The organism is Pseudomonas sp. FW300-N2F2, assembly GCF_017351655.1.
Classification (GTDB): Bacteria; Pseudomonadota; Gammaproteobacteria; order Pseudomonadales; family Pseudomonadaceae; genus Aquipseudomonas; species Aquipseudomonas fluorescens_AA.
The window spans coordinates 830768-854060 of sequence record NZ_JACNDQ010000004.1 but is presented as its reverse complement, the minus strand read 5'-3'; the positions used below and the strand labels follow the sequence as shown (position 1 = coordinate 854060).

The following is a 23293-nucleotide window of genomic DNA, read 5'->3' as shown; positions in this document are numbered from 1 at the left end:
TGGAATATCCGATGCCCTCTGTTTATCGCCTGGCGTTGCCAGCATTGTGCCTATCGCTGATCCTGCCAAGTGCCTTTTCTGTCCAGGCCAGCGAAACGGCCCCCGCCGCCGAGCAACCCGCCGGGGAAAAACCTGTCGAGCGCCAGCCTTTGCTCGAGCGTAGCCAGGAAGAAGCGGCTGCACTTGGACGAACAGTCCCGCCCCAGGAACAGCAACAGTTGCAGACCGGCAGCGACACCTTCCTCGCACTGTGGAAACCGGCCAATACCAGTGACCCCAGAGGCGTGGCCATCATCATCCCCGGCGCCGGCGAAACCGCTGACTGGCCTCAAGTCGTCGGCCCATTACGCAAAAAGTTGCCCGATGTTGAATGGAGCAGCCTGAGTATCACCCTGCCGGACCTGCAAAGCGATGTCATCGCGCCGCGCGTGGCGGAAGCCGCGCCCGAGACCAAGCCGGCCGATACGGCTGCCGCGGCACCGGACGCTACCACTTCGGCGCCGATCGAACAGGTCGCCGGCGGCGAAGCCGATGCGGTGGATCCGGTCGTTGCGCAAACCGATGAAGAACATGCCAAGGCCGACGCCGAGCGCATCTTCGCCCGCATCGATGCGGCGCTGGCCTACGCCGAACAGCAAAGCGCACGCCGTATCGTGCTACTGGGCCATGGCACCGGCGCCTATTGGGTCGCGCGTTACTTGAGTGAAAAGCAACCCTCGCAAGTCGAACGCTTCGTGATGGTGGCTGCGCAGACTCCGGTCACTGCCAAGCCCGGCCTGGCCGAACTGACCCCTACCTTGAAACTGGCGACCGCCGATATTTTCTACATGGACAAATTGCTGGATCGCAACGCGGCGCTGGAGCGCTTGCAGGCGAGCAAACGCTTGAAAGGTTCGACCTTCAGCCAGGTATCCCTCAAGGCCCTGCCGAACCCGTCGGCGGAGCAGGAGCAGTTGTTTCGTCGGGTTCGGGGTTGGTTGAACCCGCAGAAGCCGGGGGAGTAAGGCTGACTCTGGCCCCTTGTCCCCCGGAAGCTAGCGAAAATCCCGCCGCTCGCGAATCAACCGATAGGCGTTATGCAGCTCTCGGGTTTTGTCGGTGGCTTCACGCACCTGCAAGGGCGTCGCCCCGCTGCCGGCAATCTTGTCCGGGTGATGACGGCTGAGCAGTCGCCGGTAGGCACGCTTGATCTGCGACGGTTCGCTGGTGGCCGAAACCCCCAGCAAGCGCAAGGCCTCCTGATAGGTCACGCCGGCGTTGGGCCGCGACAGTTTCTGCGGTTCGTAATCAGCCGCCAGCGCCTGGACCTGTTGCGGCGTCCAGCCCAACCAGCGGCCCCATTGGGCCACCAGTTCCCGCTCGCCGACACCGGCACGCCCATCGGCCCAGACCATCCGCCAACAGGCGCGCAATACCCCTTCAGCCGCATGGGGCTGGACGGCCAGGCGACGCATATAACCGCGCAACCGATCGTTTCCGGACTTGCCCCGGTTGAACGCCGCGATCGCCCGGCGCTGCGCCGATTCACTCAAGTCCAACGCCCGCATCTCCTGGCGAGCTTGCTGGATGTGGCCGTCCACCACGCGCCCATCGCATTTGGCCAGGCGCCCGAGCAATACGAACAACAATTCATCGTTGCGCAGCGCCGGGCGGCCGCCCAGGCGCTCACGTACTTGCGCCCAGCCCTGCAGATTCAGGCGCCGGTCCAGCGCCTGTCCCAACAACGCGCCAAGCATGGCCCCCGGAATGCTGGCGATGGCAAAGCCCGCCCCGGCTCCAATCAGAGTCCCTGGCCACCACATATCAACCGCTCGCTTCTATCAAGGTTTCAACCTGCGCCAACCGTTCATGGGTGCCGACATCGACCCAATGCCCTTTCAGGTGCTCGCCACTGACGCACCCTTCGGCCATGGCCGTGCGCAACAGCGGTGCGAGCTTGAAGGCACCGCCTGTGCAGCCGTCGAACAAGCGCGGGTGCAGCACGGCGATGCCGCTATAGGTCAGGTTGTCGGCAGGTGTTTGCCCATCGTGAACCTTTCCGTCGGCCAGAATGAAATCGCCGTTCGGGTGATGCTCTGGATTATCGACAAGCACCAGGTGCGCCAGCCCTTTGAGCGGCCTGCGCAAGACGCTGAAATCGTAGTCGGTCCAGATATCGCCGTTCACCACCACAAACGCGTCATCGCCCAGCAGCGGCAAGGCCCGGAAGATTCCACCACCGGTTTCCAGCGGCTCGCCTTCGGGTGAGAACCGAATGCTCACGCCAAAACCCGAGCCGTCTCCCAGGTGATCTTCGATCTGCTGGCCGAGCCAGGCGTGATTGATCACGATCTCGCTGAACCCGGCCTTGGCGAGCGCCCGCAAGTGGTATTCGATCAAGGGAACGCCACCCACGCGAATCAACGGCTTTGGCGTGGTGAGGGTCAAGGGGCGCATGCGCTCGCCCTTGCCCGCCGCCAGGATCATCGCCTTCATGCCGTTGCTCCGGCCGACTGCCGCAGGCTGACAAGCAGCTCATCGAGCGGTGCCAGTTCAGGACGCCGGGCGATGACCGCTTCTATATAAGCAAAGAAACGCGGCACATCACCGAGGTAACGTGGTTTGCCATCACGGTGGCAAATGCGCGCGAAGATCCCGATAACCTTGAGGTGACGCTGCACGCCCATCAAGTCGCTGGCCCGCAGGAAATCCTCGAGATCCGGCTGGACGGGAATGCCAAGGGCGCCAGCCTGCTGCCAGTAACGCTCCAGCCAACCGCGCACACGCGCCTCGGGCCAACTGAGGAAGGCATCCTTGAACAGGCAGGTCACGTCGTAGGTCACCGGGCCATAGACCGCATCCTGAAAGTCCAGCACACCGGGGTTCGGTACGCTGAGCATCAGGTTGCGCGGCATGTAGTCGCGGTGCACCAGCACTTTGGGTTGGGCCAGGGCGCTGTCGATCAACAGCTCGCTGGCCTGTTGCCAGAGTTGCTGCTGGCCCGGATCGAATTCGATGCCCAGCTCGCGCTTGACGTACCACTCGGGAAACAATTCCAGCTCCCGACGCAGCAACGCGACATCGTAGCTCGGCAACGGCGCGACCATCGGCAGTTGCTGGAAAGCCAACAAGGCTTGCAAGGCATCGCCGAATAAATCGTCGGCATTTTCGCTGTCGATCACGTCCAGGTAGGTCTGATTGCCCAGGTCATTGAGCAAAAGAAAGCCGCGCTCGAGGTCTTCGGCATAAATTTTCGGCACGTTGATGCCGGATTTCGCCAGTAAAAAAGCAATATCCACGAAGGGTTTGCAGTTTTCCTGGGGCGGTGGCGCATCCATTACGATCAAACTGCGGCCCTCGCCTTCCCAGCGGAAATACCGCCGGAAACTCGCGTCACTGCTGGCGGCGGTCAACGTGGCCGGGGGTACGGTGCCCCAGCCCTGTTGAGTGAAAAGGATCGGCAGTTGTTCATCGAGCCAAACTTTCAGGTGTTGCAAGCGTACATCTTGGTCGGGCATTGCAAGGGTCTCCGACGGCGCTAGCCGTCAAGCGGGTCATGCTTTATTATCCAGCATCTTTTTCAGACCATCGAGAGGCGTGCGGCCCACACCGCGGGCAGATGGCACGCAGGAAGCCCGGACTAATAAGATGGCATTGAAATCCCCCGCGTTTCGTAAAAAATTTCCGTTGCTGGTCACCGGCAGTCTGCTGGCCCTGCAACCCCTGGCCTCTTCATTCGTCGTCGCGGCGCAGCAGTATGACTGCTCCGTCTCCGCTTCGGGTGCCTGGGACTGTGCACCCAAGACACCGGCCGCCGCGTTGCCGCCGCGCCCCGTGCATGACGGCAGTGCGGTTTCCGACAGCGGCGCGTCGCCAGCCGACAGCAGCTCGGGCGAGGAGGCCGGCGAAAAGCCGATGCTCGTTACCGAAGCCAAGGGCCGCGGCCTGAAGTCGCGCAGTGCAGACTACAGCCACCTGGATTGGGTTCCACGAGAGAACCTCACCCCGGCGCAACTGGCTGAAACCGGTCCTTACTGCGCGGGCGCCTATATCGAGCCCTCTCGTCCCGGCATGAATGACAAGACGGCCAAGAGCGATGCCCCGACTTTCCTCGGCGCCAAGGCTTCCCGCTATGAGCAGGAACAGCAAGTGGCGACCCTGGCCGGCGATGTGGTCATGCGCCAGGGCAGCATGCAGGTCGAAGCCGACGAGGCCAGCCTGTACCAGGCCGAGAACCGTGGCGAGCTGAGCGGCAACGTACGGGTTCGCGACAACGGTGCGCTGATCGTCGGCGACCACGCCGATGTACAGCTGGACACCGGCGAAGCCAAGGTCGACAACGCCGAATACGTGATGCACAAATCGCGCATCCGCGGTAACGCGCTGTACGCCAAGCGTGCCGAGAACGCGATCATCCGCCTCAAGGACGGTACGTACACCACGTGCGAACCGGGCAGCAACGCCTGGACGCTCAAGGGCAACAACATCACCCTGAACCCGGCCACCGGCTTCGGCACCGCGACCAACGTGACGCTGCGGGTCAAGGACTTCCCGGTCCTGTACACGCCGTACATCTACTTCCCGATCGACGACCGTCGCCAATCCGGCTTCCTGCCGCCGACCATCGGCAGCGGCAGCGACACCGGCTTCCTGCTGGTCACTCCGTACTACTTCAACCTGGCGCCGAACTACGACGCCACGTTGTACCCACGCTATATGGCCAAGCGCGGCCTGTTGATGGAAGGCGAGTTCCGCTACCTGACCAAGTCCAGCGAAGGTCAGTTCGGTGCTGCGTACCTCAACGACGAAGAAGACGAACGCGCCAAGCAGACCGACTACAGCAAGACTCGCTACATGTACAACTGGCAGCACAAGGGTGGGCTCGATTCCCGCGTGCTGACGGAAGTCGACTACACCAAGATCAGCGACCCTTACTACTTCCAGGACCTGCAGACCGACCAGATCGGTGTCGAGTCCAGGGACTATGTGAACCAGCAGGGTGCGGTCAGCTATCGCGGCGATACGTATACGGCGCGCTTGAACGTCCAGGCCTATCAAATGGCCACGATTTCGAACATCACGCCTTATGACCGCTTGCCACAGATCACCTTCAACGGTGCGTTGCCGCAGCATCCGGGTGGCTTGGATTTCGCCTATAACACTGAGTTCGTGCGGTTTGATCGTGATTTGAGAACTGGCAACTACACGAACGAGAACGGCGATTCTACCCAGGCATTCCTTGATACGAACGTCCGCGGCCTGGCCCGTGCCACCGGCGACCGGATGAATCTGGCCCCGGTCATGAGCCTGCCAATGAGTACGAGCTATGGCTTTATCAAGCCGTCGCTCAAGTATCAGTACACGCAGTATGACCTCGACTTGGATAACCGGGGCAAAGCCGATGTCGCCGCACAAACGGCTGAACAGGACCGCCTGAACGGCACCTACAGCAGCAGCCAAAGCCGTGGCGTACCAATCGCAAGCATTGACAGCGGCCTGTACTTCGACCGCGATACCCAGTGGTTCGGCAAAAACTATCGCCAAACGCTGGAGCCACGCCTGTACTACCTCTATGTACCGGAGAAAGACCAGAGCGACATTCCTGTCTTCGATACCAGCGAAAGCACCTTCAACTATTCCTCGCTGTTCCGGGACAACCGCTTTAGCGGCTCCGACCGTGTCGGCGATGAAAACAAGTTGTCCCTGGGCGTGACCAACCGCTGGATTCAGGAAGATGGCTTCGAACGCCAGCGCATCAGCGTCGGCCAGGCCTTCTACTTCAAGGACCGCGAAGTCCAACTCCCGGGTATCGACTACAAGACGCGTGAAGATGCGCATTCCAGCGTTTCACCATACGCCCTGGAGTACGAATACCGCTGGAACCGCGACTGGCGTACCACGGCCGACTACAACTGGGACCCGGACACCCACAGCCCGCGTTCGGGCAGTGCGATGTTCCACTACCAGCCGGAAGACAACCCGAACAAGGTCATCAACGCCGGTTATCGCTATCGCAACGACCTGGTCCGTTACGACCAGAACACGGGTACGTGGCAAGTGGGCGGCGGCGACTATGGCACCCCGGGCCAACCTGGTTACGTGAAGGACTACTACAAGATCAAGCAGCACGACTTCTCGGTCATCTGGCCGATCGTGCCGCAGTGGAACGCCATCAGCCGCTGGCAGTATGACTACAACCGCAACCGCACCCTGGAAGCCTTTGGTGGTTTCGAGTACGACAACTGCTGCTGGAAATTGCGCCTGATCAACCGCTACTGGGTCGACTATGAAGAATTCAGTCAAGCCGCCCCGGAAAACGAAAAAGGCGACCACGGCATCTTCCTCCAAATTGTCCTGAAGGGACTCGGCGGCCTCACCGGCGCCAAGGTAGAGAGCTTCCTCGACAAAGGCATCCAAGGTTATCGTGAACGTGAAGAACAAGCTTTCTGATTGTCTGCGCCCGCTGATGCTGGGCGCGCTGTTCCTGGGTACCGCGGCCAACGCCGCGGTACAGTCCATCGACAAGGTCGTGGCCATCGTCGACAACGACGTGGTCATGCAGAGCCAACTGGACCAGCGCGTCCATGAAGTGCAGCAAACCATCGCCAAGCGCGGCGGTGGCCTGCCGCCACCGGGCGTACTGGACCAGCAAGTGCTCGAGCGCCTGATCGTCGAAAACCTGCAACTGCAGATCGGCGAGCGTTCCGGTATTCGCATTACCGATGAAGAGCTGAACCAGGCTGTCGGCACCATTGCCCAGCGCAATAACATGAGCATCGACCAGTTCCGCGCCGCCCTGGCTCGCGACGGCCTCTCCTACGAGGACGCCCGCGATCAGATCCGTCGCGAAATGGTCATCAGCCGTGTGCGCCAGCGCCGTGTCGCCGAACGCATCCAGGTGTCGGAGCAGGAAGTGAAGAATTTCCTCGCCTCCGACCTGGGCAAGATGCAGCTTTCCGAAGAACTGCACCTGGCGAACATCCTGATTCCTACCCCGGAAAGCGCCAACTCCGAAGCCATCCAGAGCGCTTATCGCCAGGCAATGGATGTCTACCAGCAGCTCAAGCAAGGCGCTGATTTCAGCCAGATGGCCATCGCCAAGTCGGGCAGCGACAACGCCCTGGAAGGCGGCGACATGGGCTGGCGCAAGCCCGCTCAACTGCCGCCTCCGTTCGACCGTGAACTGAGCGCCATGGCCGTGGGCGACATCACCCAGCCAGCACGTACCCCAGGCGGCTTCATTATCCTGAAAGTGCTGGAAAAGCGCGGTGGCGGAACCCAGGTTCGTGACGAAGTACATGTTCGCCACATCCTGATCAAGCCAAGCGAGATTCGCAGCGAAGCCGAGACCAAGCGCCTGGCGGAAAAACTCTACGACCGCATCGAAGCGGGCGAGGACTTCGCCGAACTGGCGAAGAGTTTCTCCGAAGACCCGGGGTCGGCCCTCAACGGCGGCGATCTGAACTGGGTTGACCCGAATGCACTGGTTCCCGAGTTCCGCCAGGTCATGGCCGATACGCCGCAAGGCCAACTGTCCAAGCCGTTCAAGAGCCCGTACGGCTGGCACGTACTGGAAGTCCTTGGCCGTCGCGCCACCGACAGCACCACCCAGGCACGCGAACAGCAGGCGATGACCGTATTGCGCAACCGCAAATATGACGAAGAGCTGCAAACCTGGCTGCGTCAGATTCGCGACGAAGCCTACGTTGAGATCAAACTTCCTGGTGCAGACCAGGCAGCGCAGTGAAACCCAAGCGTTTCGCGTTGACACCCGGCGAACCAGCCGGCATAGGTCCCGACCTGTGCCTGCTGCTCGCCTCGCACCCCCAGCCGCATCCTCTGATTGCCATCACCAATCGCGACCTGCTCCTTGAACGGGCCGCGCAACTGGGGGTGGTCGTCGACCTGTTGCCGGTAACGCCGCAGGCCTGGCCGGATGCCCCGGCGCCCGCCAACAGCCTGTATGTCTGGGATACGCCCTTGGGCGCCCCGGTCGTCACCGGGCAGCTGGACAAGGCCAACGCCGCGTTCGTCCTGCAAACCCTGACCCGCGCCGGCCAAGGCTGCCTGGACGGGGCGTTTGCCGGCATGATCACCGCGCCGGTACACAAGGGCGTGATCAACGAATCCGGGATTGCCTTTTCCGGACATACCGAATTCCTGGCGGACCTGACCCACACCGCGCAAGTGGTGATGATGCTCGCCACCCGCGGCCTGCGTGTGGCCCTGGTGACCACTCACCTGCCCTTGCGGGACATCGCCGACGCCATCACCCCGGAACGCCTGGAGCGGGTCACCCGCATCCTGCACGCCGACCTCCAGGAAAAATTCGGCATCGCCCGGCCACGCATCCTGGTCTGCGGGCTCAATCCCCATGCCGGCGAAGGCGGGCACCTGGGCCGTGAAGAAATCGACATCATCGAACCCACTTTGGAGCGCTTGCGCAGCGAGGGCATGGACCTGCGTGGCCCGCTGCCTGCCGACACTCTGTTTACCCCCAAATATCTGGAGCACTGCGATGCGGTGCTGGCGATGTACCACGACCAGGGCCTGCCCGTGCTGAAGTACAAAGGCTTCGGCGCGGCAGTCAACGTGACGTTGGGGCTGCCGATCATCCGTACCTCCGTGGACCATGGCACCGCCCTGGACCTGGCCGGCAGCGGCAAGATCGATACCGGCAGCCTGCAAGTCGCCCTGGAAACCGCCTACCAGATGGCCGAGACCCATTTATGACCGAGCAATACCAACACCGCGCGCGCAAGCGCTTCGGCCAGAACTTCCTGCATGACGCCGGCGTGATCGATCGCATCCTGCGCTCCATCCGGGCCAAGCCCGACGACCGCCTGCTGGAAATCGGGCCAGGCCAGGGTGCCCTGACCGAGGGCCTGCTCGACAGCGGCGCGCAACTGGACGTGGTGGAACTGGACAAGGACCTGGTCCCGATCCTCAACCAGCAGTTCGCCGGCAAGAGCAATTTCAACCTGCACCAGGGCGACGCGCTGAAGTTCGACTTCAATAGCCTGAATGCCGCGCCGAACAGCCTGCGGGTGGTGGGAAACCTGCCGTACAACATCTCCACACCACTGATCTTCCACCTGCTGAGCAACGCCAGCCTGATCCGCGACATGCACTTCATGCTGCAGAAAGAAGTGGTCGAGCGCCTCGCCGCCGGCCCTGGCGGTGGCGATTGGGGCCGCCTGTCGATCATGGTCCAGTACCATTGCCGGGTCGAACACCTGTTCAACGTCGGTCCGGGTGCATTCAACCCGCCGCCGAAAGTCGATTCGGCCATCGTCCGCCTGGTACCTCATGCCGTCCTGCCGCACCCGGCCAAGGATCATCGCCTGCTGGAACGGGTGGTGCGCGAAGCGTTCAACCAACGCCGCAAAACCTTGCGCAACACCTTGAAACTGTTGCTCAGCAGCGCCGAAATCGAAGCCGCCGGCGTCGACGGCAGCCTGCGCCCCGAGCAGCTGGACCTGGCGGCTTTCGTACGCCTGGCCGACAAGCTCAGCGAACAGGTCGCCCCGCAAGCCGACGCCAACTGAACGGGCGACAAGCGCTATCGGGCAGTACGCCAGTCTGGTCTACTACCCGATACTTGGCCTAGACTGATCTCCTGAGTCGCGCCCGCGTCCCGCTTCGTTTTTAAGGCCTTATTTGCATGTCTGATCCTCGTTACCAGGTCGACGTCAGCGTCACCACCCGTTTTCTGGCAGAACAGTCGCAACCCGAGCATGACCGCTTCGCCTTCGCCTACAGCATTACCGTGCGCAACAACGGCTCCTTGCCGGCCAGGCTGTTGTCGCGGCACTGGGTCATCACCGATGGCGACGGCCATGTCGAAGAGGTGCGCGGTGAAGGCGTTGTCGGCCAGCAGCCGTTGATCGACGCCGGTAAAAGCCACAGCTACAGCAGCGGGACCGTGATGACCACCAAGGTCGGCACCATGCAGGGTACCTACCAGATGCTGGCCGAGGACGGCACACGCTTCGACGCCGTCATCAAGCCCTTTCGCCTGGCCGTGCCCGGAGCGCTGCACTAATGGCCACGTATGCGGTCGGCGACCTGCAAGGCTGCCTCGATCCGCTCAAATGCCTATTGGAGCGCGTCGCCTTCGATCCCCGGAAAGACACGCTGTGGCTGGTGGGTGACCTGGTCAACCGTGGCCCGCAATCCCTTGAGACGTTGCGTTTTCTCTACGGCATCCGCCAGTCGCTGGTGTGCGTGCTCGGCAACCACGACCTGCACCTGTTGGCCGCCTGGCAGAACATCGAGCGCCTGAAAAAATCCGACACCTTGAGTGAAATCCTCGACGCCCCCGATTGCGTTGAACTGCTGGAGTGGCTGCGCCAGCAAAAGCTCATGCACTACGACGAGCAACGCAACCTGGCGCTGGTCCATGCCGGCATCCCGCCCCAGTGGTCCCTGAGCAAGGCGCTCAAGTGCGCCGGCGAGGTGGAACAGGCCCTGCGCGACGACAATCTGTTCGCACCCTACCTGGATGGCATGTACGGCAACGAGCCGGTCAAGTGGGACAACGACCTCACCGGCAGCGCCCGCCTTCGCGTCATCACCAATTATTTCACGCGCATGCGCTTCTGCACCCGTGACGGCAAGCTCGACCTCAAGGGCAAGGAAGGCATCGAGACCGCACCACCCGGCTACGCCCCCTGGTTCAAGCACAGCGAGCGCAAGACCCGTCACCTGAAAATCATTTTCGGGCACTGGGCGGCACTGGGAGGTCAATGCGACGAACCCGGCGTCTTCGCCCTCGATACCGGCTGCGTGTGGGGCAGCGCCATGACGCTGATGAACGTCGACACGGGCGAGCAATTGCGTTGTGATTGCGACGAACAGGGCCACGCCAGAATCCATCACCCGACCACTGCACCATTGCCGGCCGGCACCGCCGTTTGACCGGCGTTGCGCTCAAGCTACAGGAGTCCCTCATGACCGAATTCAAACGCATCCCCCCGGAACAGGCCCAGGCCCTGCGCGAGCAAGGCGCGGTCGTCGTCGACGTTCGCGACCCAGCGACGTTTGCGGCTCTGCATATCAGTGGCGCCAAGCATCTGGATAACCATTCCATCGCCGACTTCATCCGTGCCGCCGACCTCGATGCGCCGACCGTCGTGGTCTGCTATCACGGCAACTCCAGCCAGAGCGCAGCCGCCTATCTGATCAGCCAGGGCTTCAGCGACGTCTACAGCCTGGACGGTGGTTTTGAGTTGTGGCGCGCGACGTACCCTGCAGAAACAGCGCAAGGCGCCGCCGAATAATTTTTTATGCCGGCCAAGCCCGCGTGAACCGTGGGCTTGAGCGATGGCAGACGAACGGTCAGCCACAACTAATTACGTATTCCACCTTTACCTCCGTGATTCCGAACTATCCTTAGCCTCAGGCCATCCAAAACAGGGGAGAGCCGGTACACCGGCGCGCGGGTCATCGGGAGTCAGCTTTCAGGAGCCTGCATTCTTGAAAGCATTCTGGGGGGTAAACGGCAACTGGGTTCCCAGCGGCTGTCCAGCATCGACTGATTGATCCGACACCGGCTCCACGTATCGAGCGAGGTGACGTCATGAGCATTTTTAGCCACTTCCAGCAACGTTTCGAGTCCACGCGGCAAGAGGAATACTCGCTGCAGGAATACCTCGAACTCTGCAAGCAGGACCGCAGTGCCTATGTGTCGGCTGCGGAGCGTCTGTTGCTGGCCATCGGAGAACCGGAGCTGCTGGATACCTCGACCAACTCGAGGCTCTCGCGCATCTTCTCCAACAAGGTGATACGCCGCTATCCGGCCTTTGCGGACTTCCACGGGATGGAAGAATGCATCGAACAGATCGTGTCCTATTTCCGCCATGCCGCCCAAGGCCTGGAAGAGAAGAAACAAATCCTTTATCTGCTCGGCCCCGTAGGTGGCGGTAAATCGTCCCTGGCCGAAAAACTCAAGCAACTGATTGAAAAAGTGCCCTTCTATGCCATCAAGGGCTCGCCGGTGTTCGAATCACCCCTGGGGCTGTTCAATGCAACAGAGGACGGCGCGATCCTCGAGGAAGACTTCGGTATCCCACGCCGCTACCTCAACACCATCATGTCGCCATGGGCGACCAAGCGCCTGGCCGAGTTCGGCGGTGATATCAGCCAGTTCCGGGTGGTCAAGCTCTACCCCTCGATCCTCAACCAGATCGCGGTAGCCAAGACCGAGCCGGGGGACGAAAACAACCAGGACATCTCCGCCCTGGTGGGCAAGGTCGATATCCGCAAACTGGAAGAATTCCCACAGAACGACGCCGACGCCTACAGTTATTCGGGTGCGCTGTGCCGGGCCAACCAGGGCTTGATGGAATTCGTCGAAATGTTCAAGGCACCTATCAAGGTGCTGCACCCGCTGCTGACCGCCACCCAGGAAGGCAACTACAACAGCACCGAGGGCCTGGGGGCCATTCCGTTCACCGGCATCCTGCTGGCGCACTCCAACGAATCGGAATGGCATACCTTCCGCAACAACAAGAACAACGAAGCCTTCATCGACCGGATCTATATCGTCAAGGTGCCGTACTGCCTGCGAGTGACCGACGAAGTGAAGATCTACGACAAGCTGCTGTTCAACAGCTCGCTGTCCAAGGCTCATTGCGCCCCCGACACCCTGAAGATGCTGGCCCAGTTCACGGTGCTGTCGCGTCTCAAGGAGCCGGAAAACTCCAACATCTATTCGAAGATGCGTGTGTACGACGGTGAAAACCTCAAGGACACCGATCCGAAGGCCAAGTCGATCCAGGAGTACCGCGACAACGCCGGCGTCGATGAAGGGATGAACGGGCTGTCCACACGCTTCGCGTTCAAGATCCTGTCCAAGGTCTTCAACTTCGACCCCCACGAAATTGCCGCCAACCCGGTTCACCTGCTGTATGTGCTGGAACAGCAGATCGAACAGGAACAGTTCCAGGCCGAAACCCGCGAGCGTTACCTGCGCTTCCTCAAGGAATACCTGGCGCCACGCTACATCGAGTTCATCGGCAAGGAAATCCAGACGGCGTACCTGGAGTCCTACAGCGAATACGGCCAGAACATCTTCGACCGCTACGTGCTGTACGCAGACTTCTGGATCCAGGACCAGGAATATCGCGACCCGGAAACCGGCGAAATACTCAATCGCGTGGCCCTCAACGAGGAACTGGAAAAAATCGAGAAACCGGCGGGCATCAGCAATCCGAAGGATTTCCGCAACGAAATCGTCAACTTCGTGCTGCGCGCCCGGGCCAACAACAACGGCAAGAACCCAACCTGGCTCAGCTATGAAAAGCTGCGGGTGGTCATCGAGAAGAAAATGTTCTCCAACACCGAAGACCTGCTGCCCGTCATCAGCTTCAACGCCAAGGCCAGCAAGGAGGACCAGCAAAAACACAACGATTTCGTCACACGTATGGTCGAACGTGGCTACACCGACAAACAGGTACGACTGCTTTCCGAGTGGTACCTGCGGGTCCGAAAATCGCAGTAAGCAGCGGCAAGCTTCTAGCTACAAACTGCAAGGGAGCGGCGTCGAGCCCAAGGCTCGACGCCACGCCCCTTACGGCTTGAGGCTTACGACTTGAAGCTCCCCTGGAGGGGCCTATGAGCTATGTGATCGACCGACGCCTTAATGGCAAGAACAAGAGCACGGTGAACCGCCAACGGTTTCTGCGGCGTTACCGCGACCACATCAAGAAGGCCGTCGAAGAGGCGGTCAGCCGGCGTTCCATTACCGATATGGAACACGGCGAGCAGATCAGCATCCCCGGCCGCGACATCGACGAGCCGGTGCTTCACCATGGTCGCGGCGGCAAACAGACCGTCGTGCACCCTGGCAACAAGGAATTCACCAGTGGCGAGCACATCCCCCGACCCCAGGGCGGCGGTGGCGGCAAGGGCCCTGGCAAGGCCGGCAATTCCGGCGAAGGCATGGATGAGTTTGTCTTCCAGATCACCCAGGAGGAATTCCTGGAGTTCATGTTCGAGGACCTGGAGCTGCCGAACCTGGTCAAGCGCAACCTGACCGGTACCGACACCTTCAAGACCGTGCGTGCCGGTATCAGCAATGAAGGCAACCCGTCACGCATCAACATCATCCGCACCCTTCGTTCGGCCCACGCCCGACGCATCGCGCTGTCGGGCAGCAGCCGGGCCAAACTGCGCGAAGCCAAGGAAGAGCTGGCTCGCCTTAAACGCGAAGAACCCGACAATTTCGGCGACATTCAGGACCTGGAAGCGGAAATCGAGAAACTCAGCGCCCGCATCCACCGCGTCCCGTTCCTCGATACGTTCGACCTCAAGTACAACCTGCTGGTGAAACAGCCCAACCCCAGCTCCAAGGCGGTGATGTTTTGCCTGATGGACGTTTCCGGCTCCATGACCCAGGCCACCAAGGACATCGCCAAGCGCTTCTTCATCCTGTTGTACCTGTTCCTGAAACGGAACTACGACAAGATCGATGTGGTGTTCATCCGCCACCACACCAGCGCCCGGGAAGTGGACGAGGAGGAGTTCTTCTACTCCAGGGAAACCGGTGGCACCATTGTCTCCAGCGCCCTGAAGCTGATGCAGGAAATCATGGCCGAACGCTACCCGGCCAACGAATGGAATATCTATGCGGCCCAGGCGTCGGACGGTGACAACTGGAACGACGATTCACCGATCTGCCGTGACATCCTGATCAACCAGATCATGCCGTTCGTCCAGTACTACACCTATGTGGAAATTACTCCACGGGAACACCAGGCGTTGTGGTACGAATACGAACGGATTGCCGAAGCATTTTCCGACACATTTGCCCAACAGCAACTGGTCTCGGCCGGGGATATCTACCCGGTCTTCCGTGAACTCTTCCAGCGCAGGTTAGTGACATGACCGCCAAAAAAGAGCAGAAACGCCAGCCCATTTCCACCGGCTCCGAATGGACATTCGAGCTGATCAAGGCCTACGACCGCGAAATCAGCCGTATCGCGGACCGTTATGCCCTCGACACCTACCCGAACCAGATCGAGGTGATCACCGCCGAGCAAATGATGGACGCCTACGCGTCGGTCGGCATGCCGCTGGGCTATCACCACTGGTCCTACGGCAAGCACTTCCTCAGCACAGAGAAATCCTACAGCCGCGGTCAGATGGGGCTGGCCTATGAGATCGTGATCAATTCCGACCCCTGCATCGCCTACCTGATGGAAGAGAACACCATCTGCATGCAGGCCCTGGTGGTGGCGCATGCCTGCTACGGGCACAACAGCTTCTTCAAGGGCAACTACCTGTTCCGCACGTGGACCGATGCCAGTTCGATCATCGATTACCTGGTGTTCGCCAAGCAGTACATCATGCAATGCGAGGAGCGCCACGGTATCGACGCGGTGGAGGACCTGCTGGACTCCTGCCATGCCCTGATGAACTACGGCGTGGACCGCTACAAACGACCGTATCCGATTTCCGCCGAAGAAGAACGCCGGCGCCAGAAGGACCGCGAAGAACACCTGCAGAAACAGATCAACGATCTATGGCGCACCATCCCCAAGGGTGCGGACAAGTACAACGAAAAAGACAATGCCCGCTTCCCTGCCGAGCCCCAGGAGAACATTCTCTATTTCATTGAAAAACATGCGCCGCTGCTGGAGCCGTGGCAGCGGGAAATCGTGCGCATCGTGCGCAAGATCGCCCAGTATTTCTATCCACAGCGCCAAACCCAGGTAATGAACGAAGGCTGGGCCACGTTCTGGCACTACACGCTGATGAACGACCTGTACGACGAAGGCCTGGTCACCGACGGCTTCATGATGGAGTTCCTGACGTCACACACCAGCGTGGTGTTCCAACCTGGCTTCGACAGCCCGTACTACAGCGGCATCAATCCTTACGCACTGGGTTTCGCCATGTACCGCGACATTCGGCGCATGTGCGAAAACCCTACCGAGGAAGATCGTCGCTGGTTCCCGGAAATCGCCGGTTCGGACTGGTTGTCCGCCATTAAATTCGCCATGAGCAGCTTCAAGGACGAAAGCTTCATCCTGCAGTACCTTTCGCCCAAGGTGATCCGCGACCTGAAACTGTTCAGCATCCTGGATGACGACCAGAAGGATGACCTGGTGGTACCTGCCATTCACGATGAGAGCGGCTATCGCATCATCCGCGAAACCCTGGCGGCGCAGTACAACCTGGGTAATCGCGAGCCCAACGTGCAGATCTACAGCATCGACCGCCGCGGAGACCGTTCGCTGACCCTGCGGCACCAGGCGCACAACCGCAAACCACTGGGGGACTCCACCGATGAAGTGCTCAAGCACCTGCATCGCCTCTGGGGCTTCGACATCCACCTGGAAACCCTGCAAGGCGACCAAGTGATGAAAACCCATCATGTACCGCCCAGGGGCGAACAAGCCGAAGGCGATTATGGCCGCCTGGACCTGGCCGTCATTCATCTTTGATCCCGTTTTCGCCTCCGGACGTCCGACGCAAAGGTTATCCTGTCGGACCAACGGAGGTTTTTTATGCAGATCTATAAAGTTGGCGGCGCCGTACGCGATCGCCTGCTGGGCATTCCCATCACCGACGTCGATCGGGTCGTCGTGGGAGCCACCGCCGAGGAAATGCTCGCCAAGGGTTTTCGCCCCGTGGGGGCCGACTTTCCGGTATTCCTCGACCCGAAGACCGGAGAGGAATACGCCCTCGCCCGCACCGAGCGCAAAAGCGGCCGCGGCTATGGCGGCTTCGTGTTCCATGCCAGTCCTGAAGTCACTCTGGAAGAAGACCTGGTCCGCCGGGACTTGACCATCAACGCCATGGCTGAAGATGACCATGGCAACCTGACCGATCCGCACCACGGCCAGCGCGATCTCGAAGCCCGGGTGCTGCGTCACGTTTCCCCCGCTTTCGCCGAAGATCCGCTCCGAGTCCTGCGAGTTGCCCGCTTTGCCGCGCGTTATGCGCCGCTGGGTTTCAAGGTGGCGGGCGAAACCCTTGAGCTGATGCGCCAGCTCAGCGAGTCCGGCGAACTGGAGGCGTTGACGGCTGAGCGCAGCTGGAAAGAAATCTCCCGCGCCCTCATGGAAAAGCAACCACAGGTATTTATTCAGGTCTTGCGCGACTGCACAGCCCTCAAGGTCTTGATGCCCGAAGTCGACGCGCTGTTTGGCGTGCCACAACCTGAAGCCCATCACCCGGAAATCGATACCGGCGTCCATACCCTGAGCGTGTTGGAACAAGCGGCACTGCATCAACAGCCACTAACGGTCCGCTGGGCCTGCCTGCTCCATGACCTGGGTAAAGGCCTGACGCCCCAGCACGAATGGCCGCGACACATCGCCCATGAGCACACGGGCTTGAAGCTGATCAAAGTCGTAAACGAGCGCTTCAAGGCGCCGCGCGACTGTCAGGAACTGGCGTTATTGGTGGGCCAATACCATACCCATGGTCATCGCGCGCTTGAACTGAAGGCATCTACTCTGCTTGAGCTGCTACAAAGTTTTGATGTGTACCGTCGGCCCCAGCGCTTCGAGGAATTCATCGCGGCCTGCGAAATGGATGCGCGGGGGCGCAAGGGGCTTGAGCAGCGAAGTTATCCACAGGCTGATTATCTGCGGGGCGCCGCAGCAGCGGCCCGCGCAGTGGCGGTGCAGCCTTTGCTGGAGAAAGGCTTCAAGGGGCCGGAGCTGGGTGAGGCGATCAAGCGTGAGCGGCTCAAGGCATTGAAGGCCTATAAGGAAGCGGCGAGCTGAGTCAGTTTACATTTGCGGTGGAGTGCCCACCGTCATCGCGAGCAAGCTCGCTCCCACAGTGACTCTCAGTGGACGCATGTCTCGTATTCGACTGAAATCCTCTGTGGGAGCGAGCTTGCTCGCGATGGCGGCAGGCGCCTCACAACAGGCTGGACGGCGTAAGCTGCTGGCCGCGCCACTCGAAAGCCACCGGCGCCAGCACCTGATCAATCTGCGACTCGTCCCACAAGGTAGCGAAGCTTTTGCCTACACCGGGATGAATCCGATCCGGCGCGATCAACGACAAAGGCCACAGGACGAAGGCGTTCTTGAGGATTTCCGCACGCGGCAGGATCAGCCCATCGAAGTTGCCGACCTGTTCGCCATACAACAACACGTCGATATCCAGTGGCAGGCCCTTGCGGTCTGGCGCATAACGACCGTTGTCCGCCTCGATGAACTTGAGGCGACGATCCAACTCCATCAGCGGCAGGTCCGTGAAGGCCGAGACGACAAAATTGAAGAACGGCCCGCTCTTGATCCCCACTGGCTGGCTCTCGAACACGGCCGAACAGCGCATGTCCACGAGGAAACCGGCCAAGGCCTCAAGACCGGCGCACAAATGGGTTTCGCGCTCGATATTGCTGCCGAGCCCGAGAAAAACCTGAGTCAGCGACATCCGCGCTCGATCTCCACGCCAACGCCGCTGGCCGCCGGTACGGCGCCAGGCTTGGTCACTTTCAGACGCAACCAGGTGATCTTGAACTCGTCCATCAGCTCCTGGGCCAGTCGTTCGGCGAAGGTCTCGACCAACTGGAACTGCGCCTGCTCGGCAAACGCCTGGATGCGCGACGACACGCTGGCATAGTCGAGTGCCAGGGTCAGGTCGTCGCCCGCGGCAGCCGGGCGGTTGTCCCAGGCGAAGCTCAGGTCAAGCCGCAGGCACTGTCGGATACCTCGCTCCCAGTCGTAGGCACCGATTACCGTGTCGACTTCCAGGCCCTCGATAAACACTCTGTCCAAGCACTCTTCTCCGCAGCACGACAAGGGCGCGATGCCCCGTTAGAATCAGGGCGTCCTCGCCCGGAATAGTTAGCATGTTTTGGTTACTGGCGATTCTCGCCTACCTGCTCGGCTCGCTCTCCTTCGCCATTTTGCTCAGCCGCCTGACCGGTCGCCCGGATCCGCGAATGAGTGGCTCAGGCAATGCCGGCGCCACCAACATGCTGCGCCTGGCCGGACGCAAACTCGCCATCCTGACCCTGCTGGGCGACCTCTGCAAAGGCCTTGTCCCGGTATTGATCGCCAGCCTTGCAGGGCTCTCGTTGCAGCAACAGGCCTGGATCGGCGTCTGCGCCGTCATCGGCCACTTGTTCCCGCTGTACTTCCGCTTCCGTGGCGGCAAGGGCGTCGCCACCGCCGCCGGCATGCTGCTGGGCCTGTACCCCCCCGCCGCCCTGCTGGCTGTCTGCGCCTGGCTGCTGACGTTCTACCTGACCCGCACCAGCTCCCTGGCCGCGCTGATCGCCACGCCGTTGACCCTGCCATTGCTGGCCTGGCAGGAACCGGCAGCCTTGCTGCCAATGACCATGCTGGTTGCACTGATCGTCTGGCGCCACCGGGGCAATCTACGCGACCTGTTCGCCGGGCGCGAACGGCATTTTTAAATGCCGTTTCACAGGGGGACCAACTGCTCCATGGGCCAGCGCGCCTGCACGCTGATTGCCAGGCTTTCCTGCTGGCCCGCCTGCAAACGCTGGCAGCCGGCAAAGGCAATCATCGCGCCGTTATCTGTGCAGAACTCCGGCCGGGCGTAGTAAACGTCGCCCTTCATGTCACCGAGCATTTTCTCCAGCGATGTGCGCAAGGCCTTGTTCGCACTCACGCCCCCGGCGATCACCAGGCGCTTGAGCCCGGCCTGTTTCAGGGCACGCTTGCACTTGATGGTCAAAGTCTCCACCACGGCCTGCTGGAACGCCAGCGAGATGTCGCAACGGGCTTGCTCACTGTCGTCCCCGGCGCTGACGCACTGCTGCCAGGTGTTCAGGGCGAAGGTCTTCAACCCGCTGAAACTGAAATCCAGGCCGGGGCGGTCGCACATCGGTCGCGGGAACACGAAGCGCCCATCGACCCCTTGGCTTGCAAGCCGGGAAATTTCCGGCCCACCGGGATAATTGAGCCCCATCATTTTCGCCGTCTTGTCGAATGCTTCGCCGGCGGCATCGTCGAGGGTTTCGCCGAGCAGCTCGTATTGGCCGATGCCATCGACCCGGATGAGCTGTGTATGGCCACCCGATACCAACAAAGCGACGAACGGGAATTGTGGCGGTTGCGCCTCCAGCATCGGCGCCAGCAAGTGGCCTTCCATGTGATGCACGCCCAGGGCCGGAATACCCCAGGCAAAGGCCAGCGCCTGGGCACAGGAAGCGCCAACCAGCAACGCGCCCACCAGCCCCGGGCCGGCGGTGTAGGCGATGCCGTCGATCTCGGTCGGCATGCAGCCGGCTTCGGCCAGGACCTGGCGGATCAAGGGCAGCATGCGCTTGACGTGATCGCGGGAGGCCAGTTCGGGCACCACCCCGCCGTAGGCGCGGTGCAGGTCGATCTGGCTGAACAGCGCATCGGCCAGCAGGCCGCGCTCACTGTCGTAAAGTGCGACACCGGTTTCGTCGCAGGAGGTTTCTAATCCCAGTACTAGCATGGGTTTGCGCCTTGTAGAGGCTGAATTCGAAGGCGCGCATAATAGTCGTCGCGTTGTGCCCCGACCAGCGGTTTTCGATCAGAGGCTTTGCATTCCGAGCGTTGAGGGGTTAACATCCGCAACCCTTAAAAACCGACGTCTTCAAGTGCTCTTTTGCCGCGAGGATGTTGACCCCGGTAATGAATGAAGGTAGCTCTGGATGCCAGCCGTCAAAGTAAAAGAGAACGAACCCTTCGACGTAGCTCTGCGTCGTTTCAAGCGCTCCTGCGAAAAAGCCGGTGTTCTGGCTGAAGTTCGTAGCCGCGAATTCTACGAGAAGCCGACTTCTGAGCGTAAGCGCAAGGCAGCAGCCGCTGTTAAGCGTCACGCCAAGAAAGTTCAGCGCGAACAGCGCCGCGCCGTACGTCTGTACTAATACACAGACGTCCGTAGCAAGCTTCTGCCAAGCCCGGCCTTCAAGCCGGGCTTATGGCATTTGCGGAATAACGCTTGATGCTTCACCGTCAAAGTCGCAGACGCGACCAAGACAACCGCTTCACCGCGTCAGACCTGGCTCTTTTGCCAGCGGTGCACGTCTTTCCTGACGAGCCTTCCAAGGCTACCGACGAGCACACCCTGATTCCTCTAACGACGATCAGCCCAAGGCACCTGCCTGCGTGCCCGCTTCATGAGCTATCCGAGGCCTGACCGGCCGTTACCGGACTCAGCGCAACACATTCAAACAGTCGAATACTGATAGTTATTAACGTCAGTGGATTATCGGCAGATACACTTCCCGACAGCGATGATGCAGACGACCCGGTCGAGCCACCGATTCAGCGTGTCTCAAACCCAGACCCGGTTACGCCTGCCGATTTCGGGTCCATATTTCGCGCAGTGATGATGAGAACGCCATGGCCGGGCTGATTCCCCAGAGCTTTATTGACGACCTCCTGAACCGCACCGACATCGTCGACGTGGTCAGCTCTCGCCTGCAAATGAAGAAAGCAGGCAAGAACTACACGGCCTGCTGCCCGTTTCACAAAGAGAAAACGCCCTCTTTCAGCGTCAGCCCCGACAAGCAGTTCTACTATTGCTTCGGTTGCGGCGCGGGCGGCAATGCCCTCGGCTTCATCATGGACCACGACAACCTGGACTTCCCCCAGGCCGTCGAAGAACTGGCCAAAGCCGCCGGCATGGAAATCCCCCGCGAGGAAAGCGGTCGACCGCACAAGCCGCGCCAACCGACCGACTCACCGCTCTACCCACTGCTGACGGCGGCGGCCGATTTCTATCGCCAGGCCCTCAAGAGCCACCCGGCGCGCAAGGCCGCAGTGGATTACCTCAAGGGCCGCGGCCTGACTGGCGAAATCGCCCGGGATTTCGGCCTCGGCTTCGCCCCGCCCGGCTGGGACAACCTGTACAAGCATCTAAGCAGCGACACACTGCAGCAGCGCGCCATGATCGACGCAGGCCTGCTGATCGAAAACGCCGAAACCGGCAAGCGCTACGACCGCTTTCGCGACAGGGTCATGTTTCCGATCCGCGACACGCGCGGGCGGATCATCGCCTTTGGCGGCCGGGTGCTGGGCGATGACAAGCCGAAGTACCTGAACTCCCCGGAAACCCCAGTGTTCCATAAGGGCCAGGAACTCTACGGCCTGTACGAAGCGCGCAAGAACAACCGCAGCCTCGACGAAATCATCGTCGTCGAGGGCTACATGGACGTGATAGCCCTGGCCCAGCAAGGCCTGCGCAACGCCGTCGCGACCCTGGGCACAGCCACCAGCGAAGAGCACATGAAGCGCCTGTTTCGCGTCGTGCCCAACGTGCTGTTCTGCTTCGACGGCGACCAGGCCGGTCGCAACGCCGCCTGGCGCGCACTGGAAGCCACCTTGCCGTGCCTGCAGGACGGCCGGCGGGCACGCTTCCTGTTCCTGCCCGAGGGCGAGGACCCGGACACCCTGGTGCGCTCCGAAGGCACCGACGCGTTCCGTGCACGGATCAACCAGCACGCACAACCGTTGGCCGACTATTTTTTCCAGCAATTGACCGAAGAAGCCGATCCACGCTCCCTCGAAGGCAAGGCCCACATGGCCACCCTCGCGGCGCCGCTGATCGACAAGGTGCCCGGCGCCAATCTGCGCACGCTCATGCGCCAGCGCCTGACCGAGATCACCGGGCTCAACAGCGAAGCGGTCAATCAACTGGTGCACAGCGCCCCCCAGGAGGCGCCGCCGGCGTATGACCCAGGCATCGATTACGACGCGATGCCGGATTTCGCCGACTATCATCAACCCCAGCAGGATTACGCCTCCCAGCAGGAATGGACGCCGAAAAAACCCGGCAGCGGCGGCAAGAAATGGGACAAGAAACCCTGGGACAAGAACGGCAAGCGCGGCGATCGCGACCAGCCACGTGCCCCGCGCGTGCCGGCCGCCGTCGAACCCCCAACACTGGCCGCCTTGCGCACCTTGCTGCATCACCCGCAACTGGCGGAGAAAGTAGAGGACGCAGGGCACTTCGCCGCCGAGGACCACAGCAATACGCAATTGCTGGTCGCTCTCCTTGAAGCCGTGCAGAAGAACCCCAAGCTAAACTCTTTCCAGTTGATCGCACGGTGGCACGGTACCGAGCAGGGACGCCTCTTGAAGGCCTTGGCCGAGAAGGAATGGCTGATTGATGGAGACAACCTTGAACAACAGTTTTTCGACACCATTACTAGCTTGTCCGCCCGCCAACGCGAGCGAAACCTGGAACAACTTCTGCGAAAAGCTCGCCAGAGCGAGTTGACCAGCGAAGAGAAAAACCAATTGCGCGACTTACTCAGCCGCAATGTTTGCGCATCAAACCCGACCTCAACTGGCGCGTGAGGTCACAGCTCAGGTATAATCCTCGGCTTGTTTTTTGCCCG

General features: G+C 61.0%; 21 protein-coding genes. 15 read left to right on the top strand and 6 right to left on the bottom strand.

The window, feature by feature from the left end; translation table 11 throughout:
- Positions 1 to 11 precede the first annotated feature (11 nt).
- On the top strand, positions 12 to 1004 hold the full coding sequence (locus J4E63_RS30465) for an alpha/beta hydrolase family protein (RefSeq protein WP_207284182.1): 993 nt from the start codon (positions 12 to 14) through the stop codon (positions 1002 to 1004).
- 30 nt (positions 1005 to 1034) lie between these two features.
- On the opposite strand, the gene J4E63_RS30460 is transcribed toward J4E63_RS30465, so the two are convergent.
- The 3 genes from J4E63_RS30460 to J4E63_RS30450 are packed head-to-tail and all read right to left on the bottom strand — an operon-like array spanning position 1035 to position 3497.
- Positions 1035 to 1802, bottom strand: a complete 768-nt coding sequence (locus J4E63_RS30460; RefSeq protein WP_060740363.1) for a TerB family tellurite resistance protein — start codon at positions 1800 to 1802, stop codon at positions 1035 to 1037.
- A gap of 1 nt (position 1803) precedes the next feature.
- Positions 1804 to 2475 (bottom strand): N-acetylmuramate alpha-1-phosphate uridylyltransferase MurU, encoded by a 672-nt coding sequence (murU, locus tag J4E63_RS30455; protein ID WP_207284181.1) that lies wholly within the window; start codon positions 2473 to 2475, stop codon positions 1804 to 1806.
- On the bottom strand, positions 2472 to 3497 hold the full coding sequence (locus J4E63_RS30450) for an aminoglycoside phosphotransferase family protein (RefSeq protein WP_207284180.1): 1026 nt from the start codon (positions 3495 to 3497) through the stop codon (positions 2472 to 2474). Before J4E63_RS30450 ends, murU begins: the two co-directional genes overlap by 4 nt.
- 130 nt (positions 3498 to 3627) lie before the next feature.
- Here J4E63_RS30450 and J4E63_RS30445 point away from each other — a divergent pair, with 130 nt between their 5' ends.
- From J4E63_RS30445 to J4E63_RS30395, 11 genes are all read left to right on the top strand, one after another.
- Positions 3628 to 6429 (top strand): LPS-assembly protein LptD, encoded by a 2802-nt coding sequence (locus tag J4E63_RS30445; RefSeq protein ID WP_207284179.1) that lies wholly within the window; start codon positions 3628 to 3630, stop codon positions 6427 to 6429.
- A complete protein-coding gene (gene surA / locus J4E63_RS30440) occupies positions 6410 to 7726 on the top strand; it encodes a peptidylprolyl isomerase SurA (RefSeq protein WP_207284178.1) in 1317 nt (438 codons plus the stop codon). The genes J4E63_RS30445 and surA overlap by 20 nt, the downstream gene beginning before the upstream one ends.
- The gene (gene pdxA, locus J4E63_RS30435; RefSeq protein ID WP_207284177.1) at positions 7723 to 8712 is read left to right on the top strand and encodes a 4-hydroxythreonine-4-phosphate dehydrogenase PdxA; all 990 of its coding nucleotides are present in this window, start codon (positions 7723 to 7725) and stop codon (positions 8710 to 8712) included. The genes surA and pdxA overlap by 4 nt, the downstream gene beginning before the upstream one ends.
- Positions 8709 to 9527 (top strand): 16S rRNA (adenine(1518)-N(6)/adenine(1519)-N(6))-dimethyltransferase RsmA, encoded by an 819-nt coding sequence (rsmA, locus tag J4E63_RS30430; protein ID WP_092202669.1) that lies wholly within the window; start codon positions 8709 to 8711, stop codon positions 9525 to 9527. The genes pdxA and rsmA overlap by 4 nt, the downstream gene beginning before the upstream one ends.
- A gap of 116 nt (positions 9528 to 9643) precedes the next feature.
- Complete coding sequence (gene apaG, locus J4E63_RS30425) at positions 9644 to 10024, top strand: Co2+/Mg2+ efflux protein ApaG (protein WP_053125932.1); 381 nt, start codon at positions 9644 to 9646, stop codon at positions 10022 to 10024.
- Positions 10024 to 10899: a symmetrical bis(5'-nucleosyl)-tetraphosphatase gene (locus J4E63_RS30420; protein ID WP_207284176.1), complete on the top strand. Its 876-nt coding sequence runs from the start codon at positions 10024 to 10026 to the stop codon at positions 10897 to 10899. Before apaG ends, J4E63_RS30420 begins: the two co-directional genes overlap by 1 nt.
- 32 nt (positions 10900 to 10931) lie before the next feature.
- The gene (glpE, locus tag J4E63_RS30415) at positions 10932 to 11261 is read left to right on the top strand and encodes a thiosulfate sulfurtransferase GlpE (protein WP_207284175.1); all 330 of its coding nucleotides are present in this window, start codon (positions 10932 to 10934) and stop codon (positions 11259 to 11261) included.
- A gap of 299 nt (positions 11262 to 11560) precedes the next feature.
- Entirely contained in the window at positions 11561 to 13483 is a 1923-nt protein-coding gene (locus J4E63_RS30410) for a PrkA family serine protein kinase (RefSeq protein WP_053125937.1), read from the top strand.
- Between the two features lie 113 nt (positions 13484 to 13596).
- Entirely contained in the window at positions 13597 to 14868 is a 1272-nt protein-coding gene (locus J4E63_RS30405; RefSeq protein ID WP_003206179.1) for a YeaH/YhbH family protein, read from the top strand.
- Positions 14865 to 16430, top strand: coding sequence for a SpoVR family protein (locus tag J4E63_RS30400; RefSeq protein ID WP_060740355.1), 1566 nt, complete (start codon positions 14865 to 14867; stop codon positions 16428 to 16430). The genes J4E63_RS30405 and J4E63_RS30400 overlap by 4 nt, the downstream gene beginning before the upstream one ends.
- 63 nt (positions 16431 to 16493) lie before the next feature.
- Positions 16494 to 17720 carry a multifunctional CCA addition/repair protein gene (locus tag J4E63_RS30395; RefSeq protein WP_207284174.1) on the top strand — a complete coding sequence of 409 codons (1227 nt, stop codon included), beginning with the start codon at positions 16494 to 16496 and terminating at the stop codon, positions 17718 to 17720.
- A gap of 139 nt (positions 17721 to 17859) precedes the next feature.
- On the opposite strand, the gene folK is transcribed toward J4E63_RS30395, so the two are convergent.
- Positions 17860 to 18378, bottom strand: a complete 519-nt coding sequence (gene folK, locus J4E63_RS30390; RefSeq protein WP_192264117.1) for a 2-amino-4-hydroxy-6-hydroxymethyldihydropteridine diphosphokinase — start codon at positions 18376 to 18378, stop codon at positions 17860 to 17862.
- The gene (gene folB / locus J4E63_RS30385; RefSeq protein ID WP_039590767.1) at positions 18369 to 18722 is read right to left on the bottom strand and encodes a dihydroneopterin aldolase; all 354 of its coding nucleotides are present in this window, start codon (positions 18720 to 18722) and stop codon (positions 18369 to 18371) included. Before folB ends, folK begins: the two co-directional genes overlap by 10 nt.
- A gap of 74 nt (positions 18723 to 18796) precedes the next feature.
- Between folB and plsY the strand changes: the two genes are divergently transcribed.
- On the top strand, positions 18797 to 19366 hold the full coding sequence (gene plsY / locus J4E63_RS30380) for a glycerol-3-phosphate 1-O-acyltransferase PlsY (protein WP_207284173.1): 570 nt from the start codon (positions 18797 to 18799) through the stop codon (positions 19364 to 19366).
- An 8-nt stretch (positions 19367 to 19374) separates the two neighbouring features.
- Here the strand turns inward: plsY and tsaD are convergent, their stop codons facing one another.
- Positions 19375 to 20400 carry a tRNA (adenosine(37)-N6)-threonylcarbamoyltransferase complex transferase subunit TsaD gene (gene tsaD / locus J4E63_RS30375; protein WP_207284172.1) on the bottom strand — a complete coding sequence of 342 codons (1026 nt, stop codon included), beginning with the start codon at positions 20398 to 20400 and terminating at the stop codon, positions 19375 to 19377.
- A gap of 199 nt (positions 20401 to 20599) precedes the next feature.
- On the opposite strand from tsaD, the gene rpsU reads away from it, so the two are divergent.
- Together rpsU and dnaG are read left to right on the top strand one after the other, a co-directional pair.
- The gene (gene rpsU, locus J4E63_RS30370; RefSeq protein ID WP_002551877.1) at positions 20600 to 20815 is read left to right on the top strand and encodes a 30S ribosomal protein S21; all 216 of its coding nucleotides are present in this window, start codon (positions 20600 to 20602) and stop codon (positions 20813 to 20815) included.
- Between the two features lie 478 nt (positions 20816 to 21293).
- Positions 21294 to 23252 (top strand): DNA primase, encoded by a 1959-nt coding sequence (dnaG, locus tag J4E63_RS30365; RefSeq protein WP_207284171.1) that lies wholly within the window; start codon positions 21294 to 21296, stop codon positions 23250 to 23252.
- Positions 23253 to 23293 lie beyond the last annotated feature (41 nt).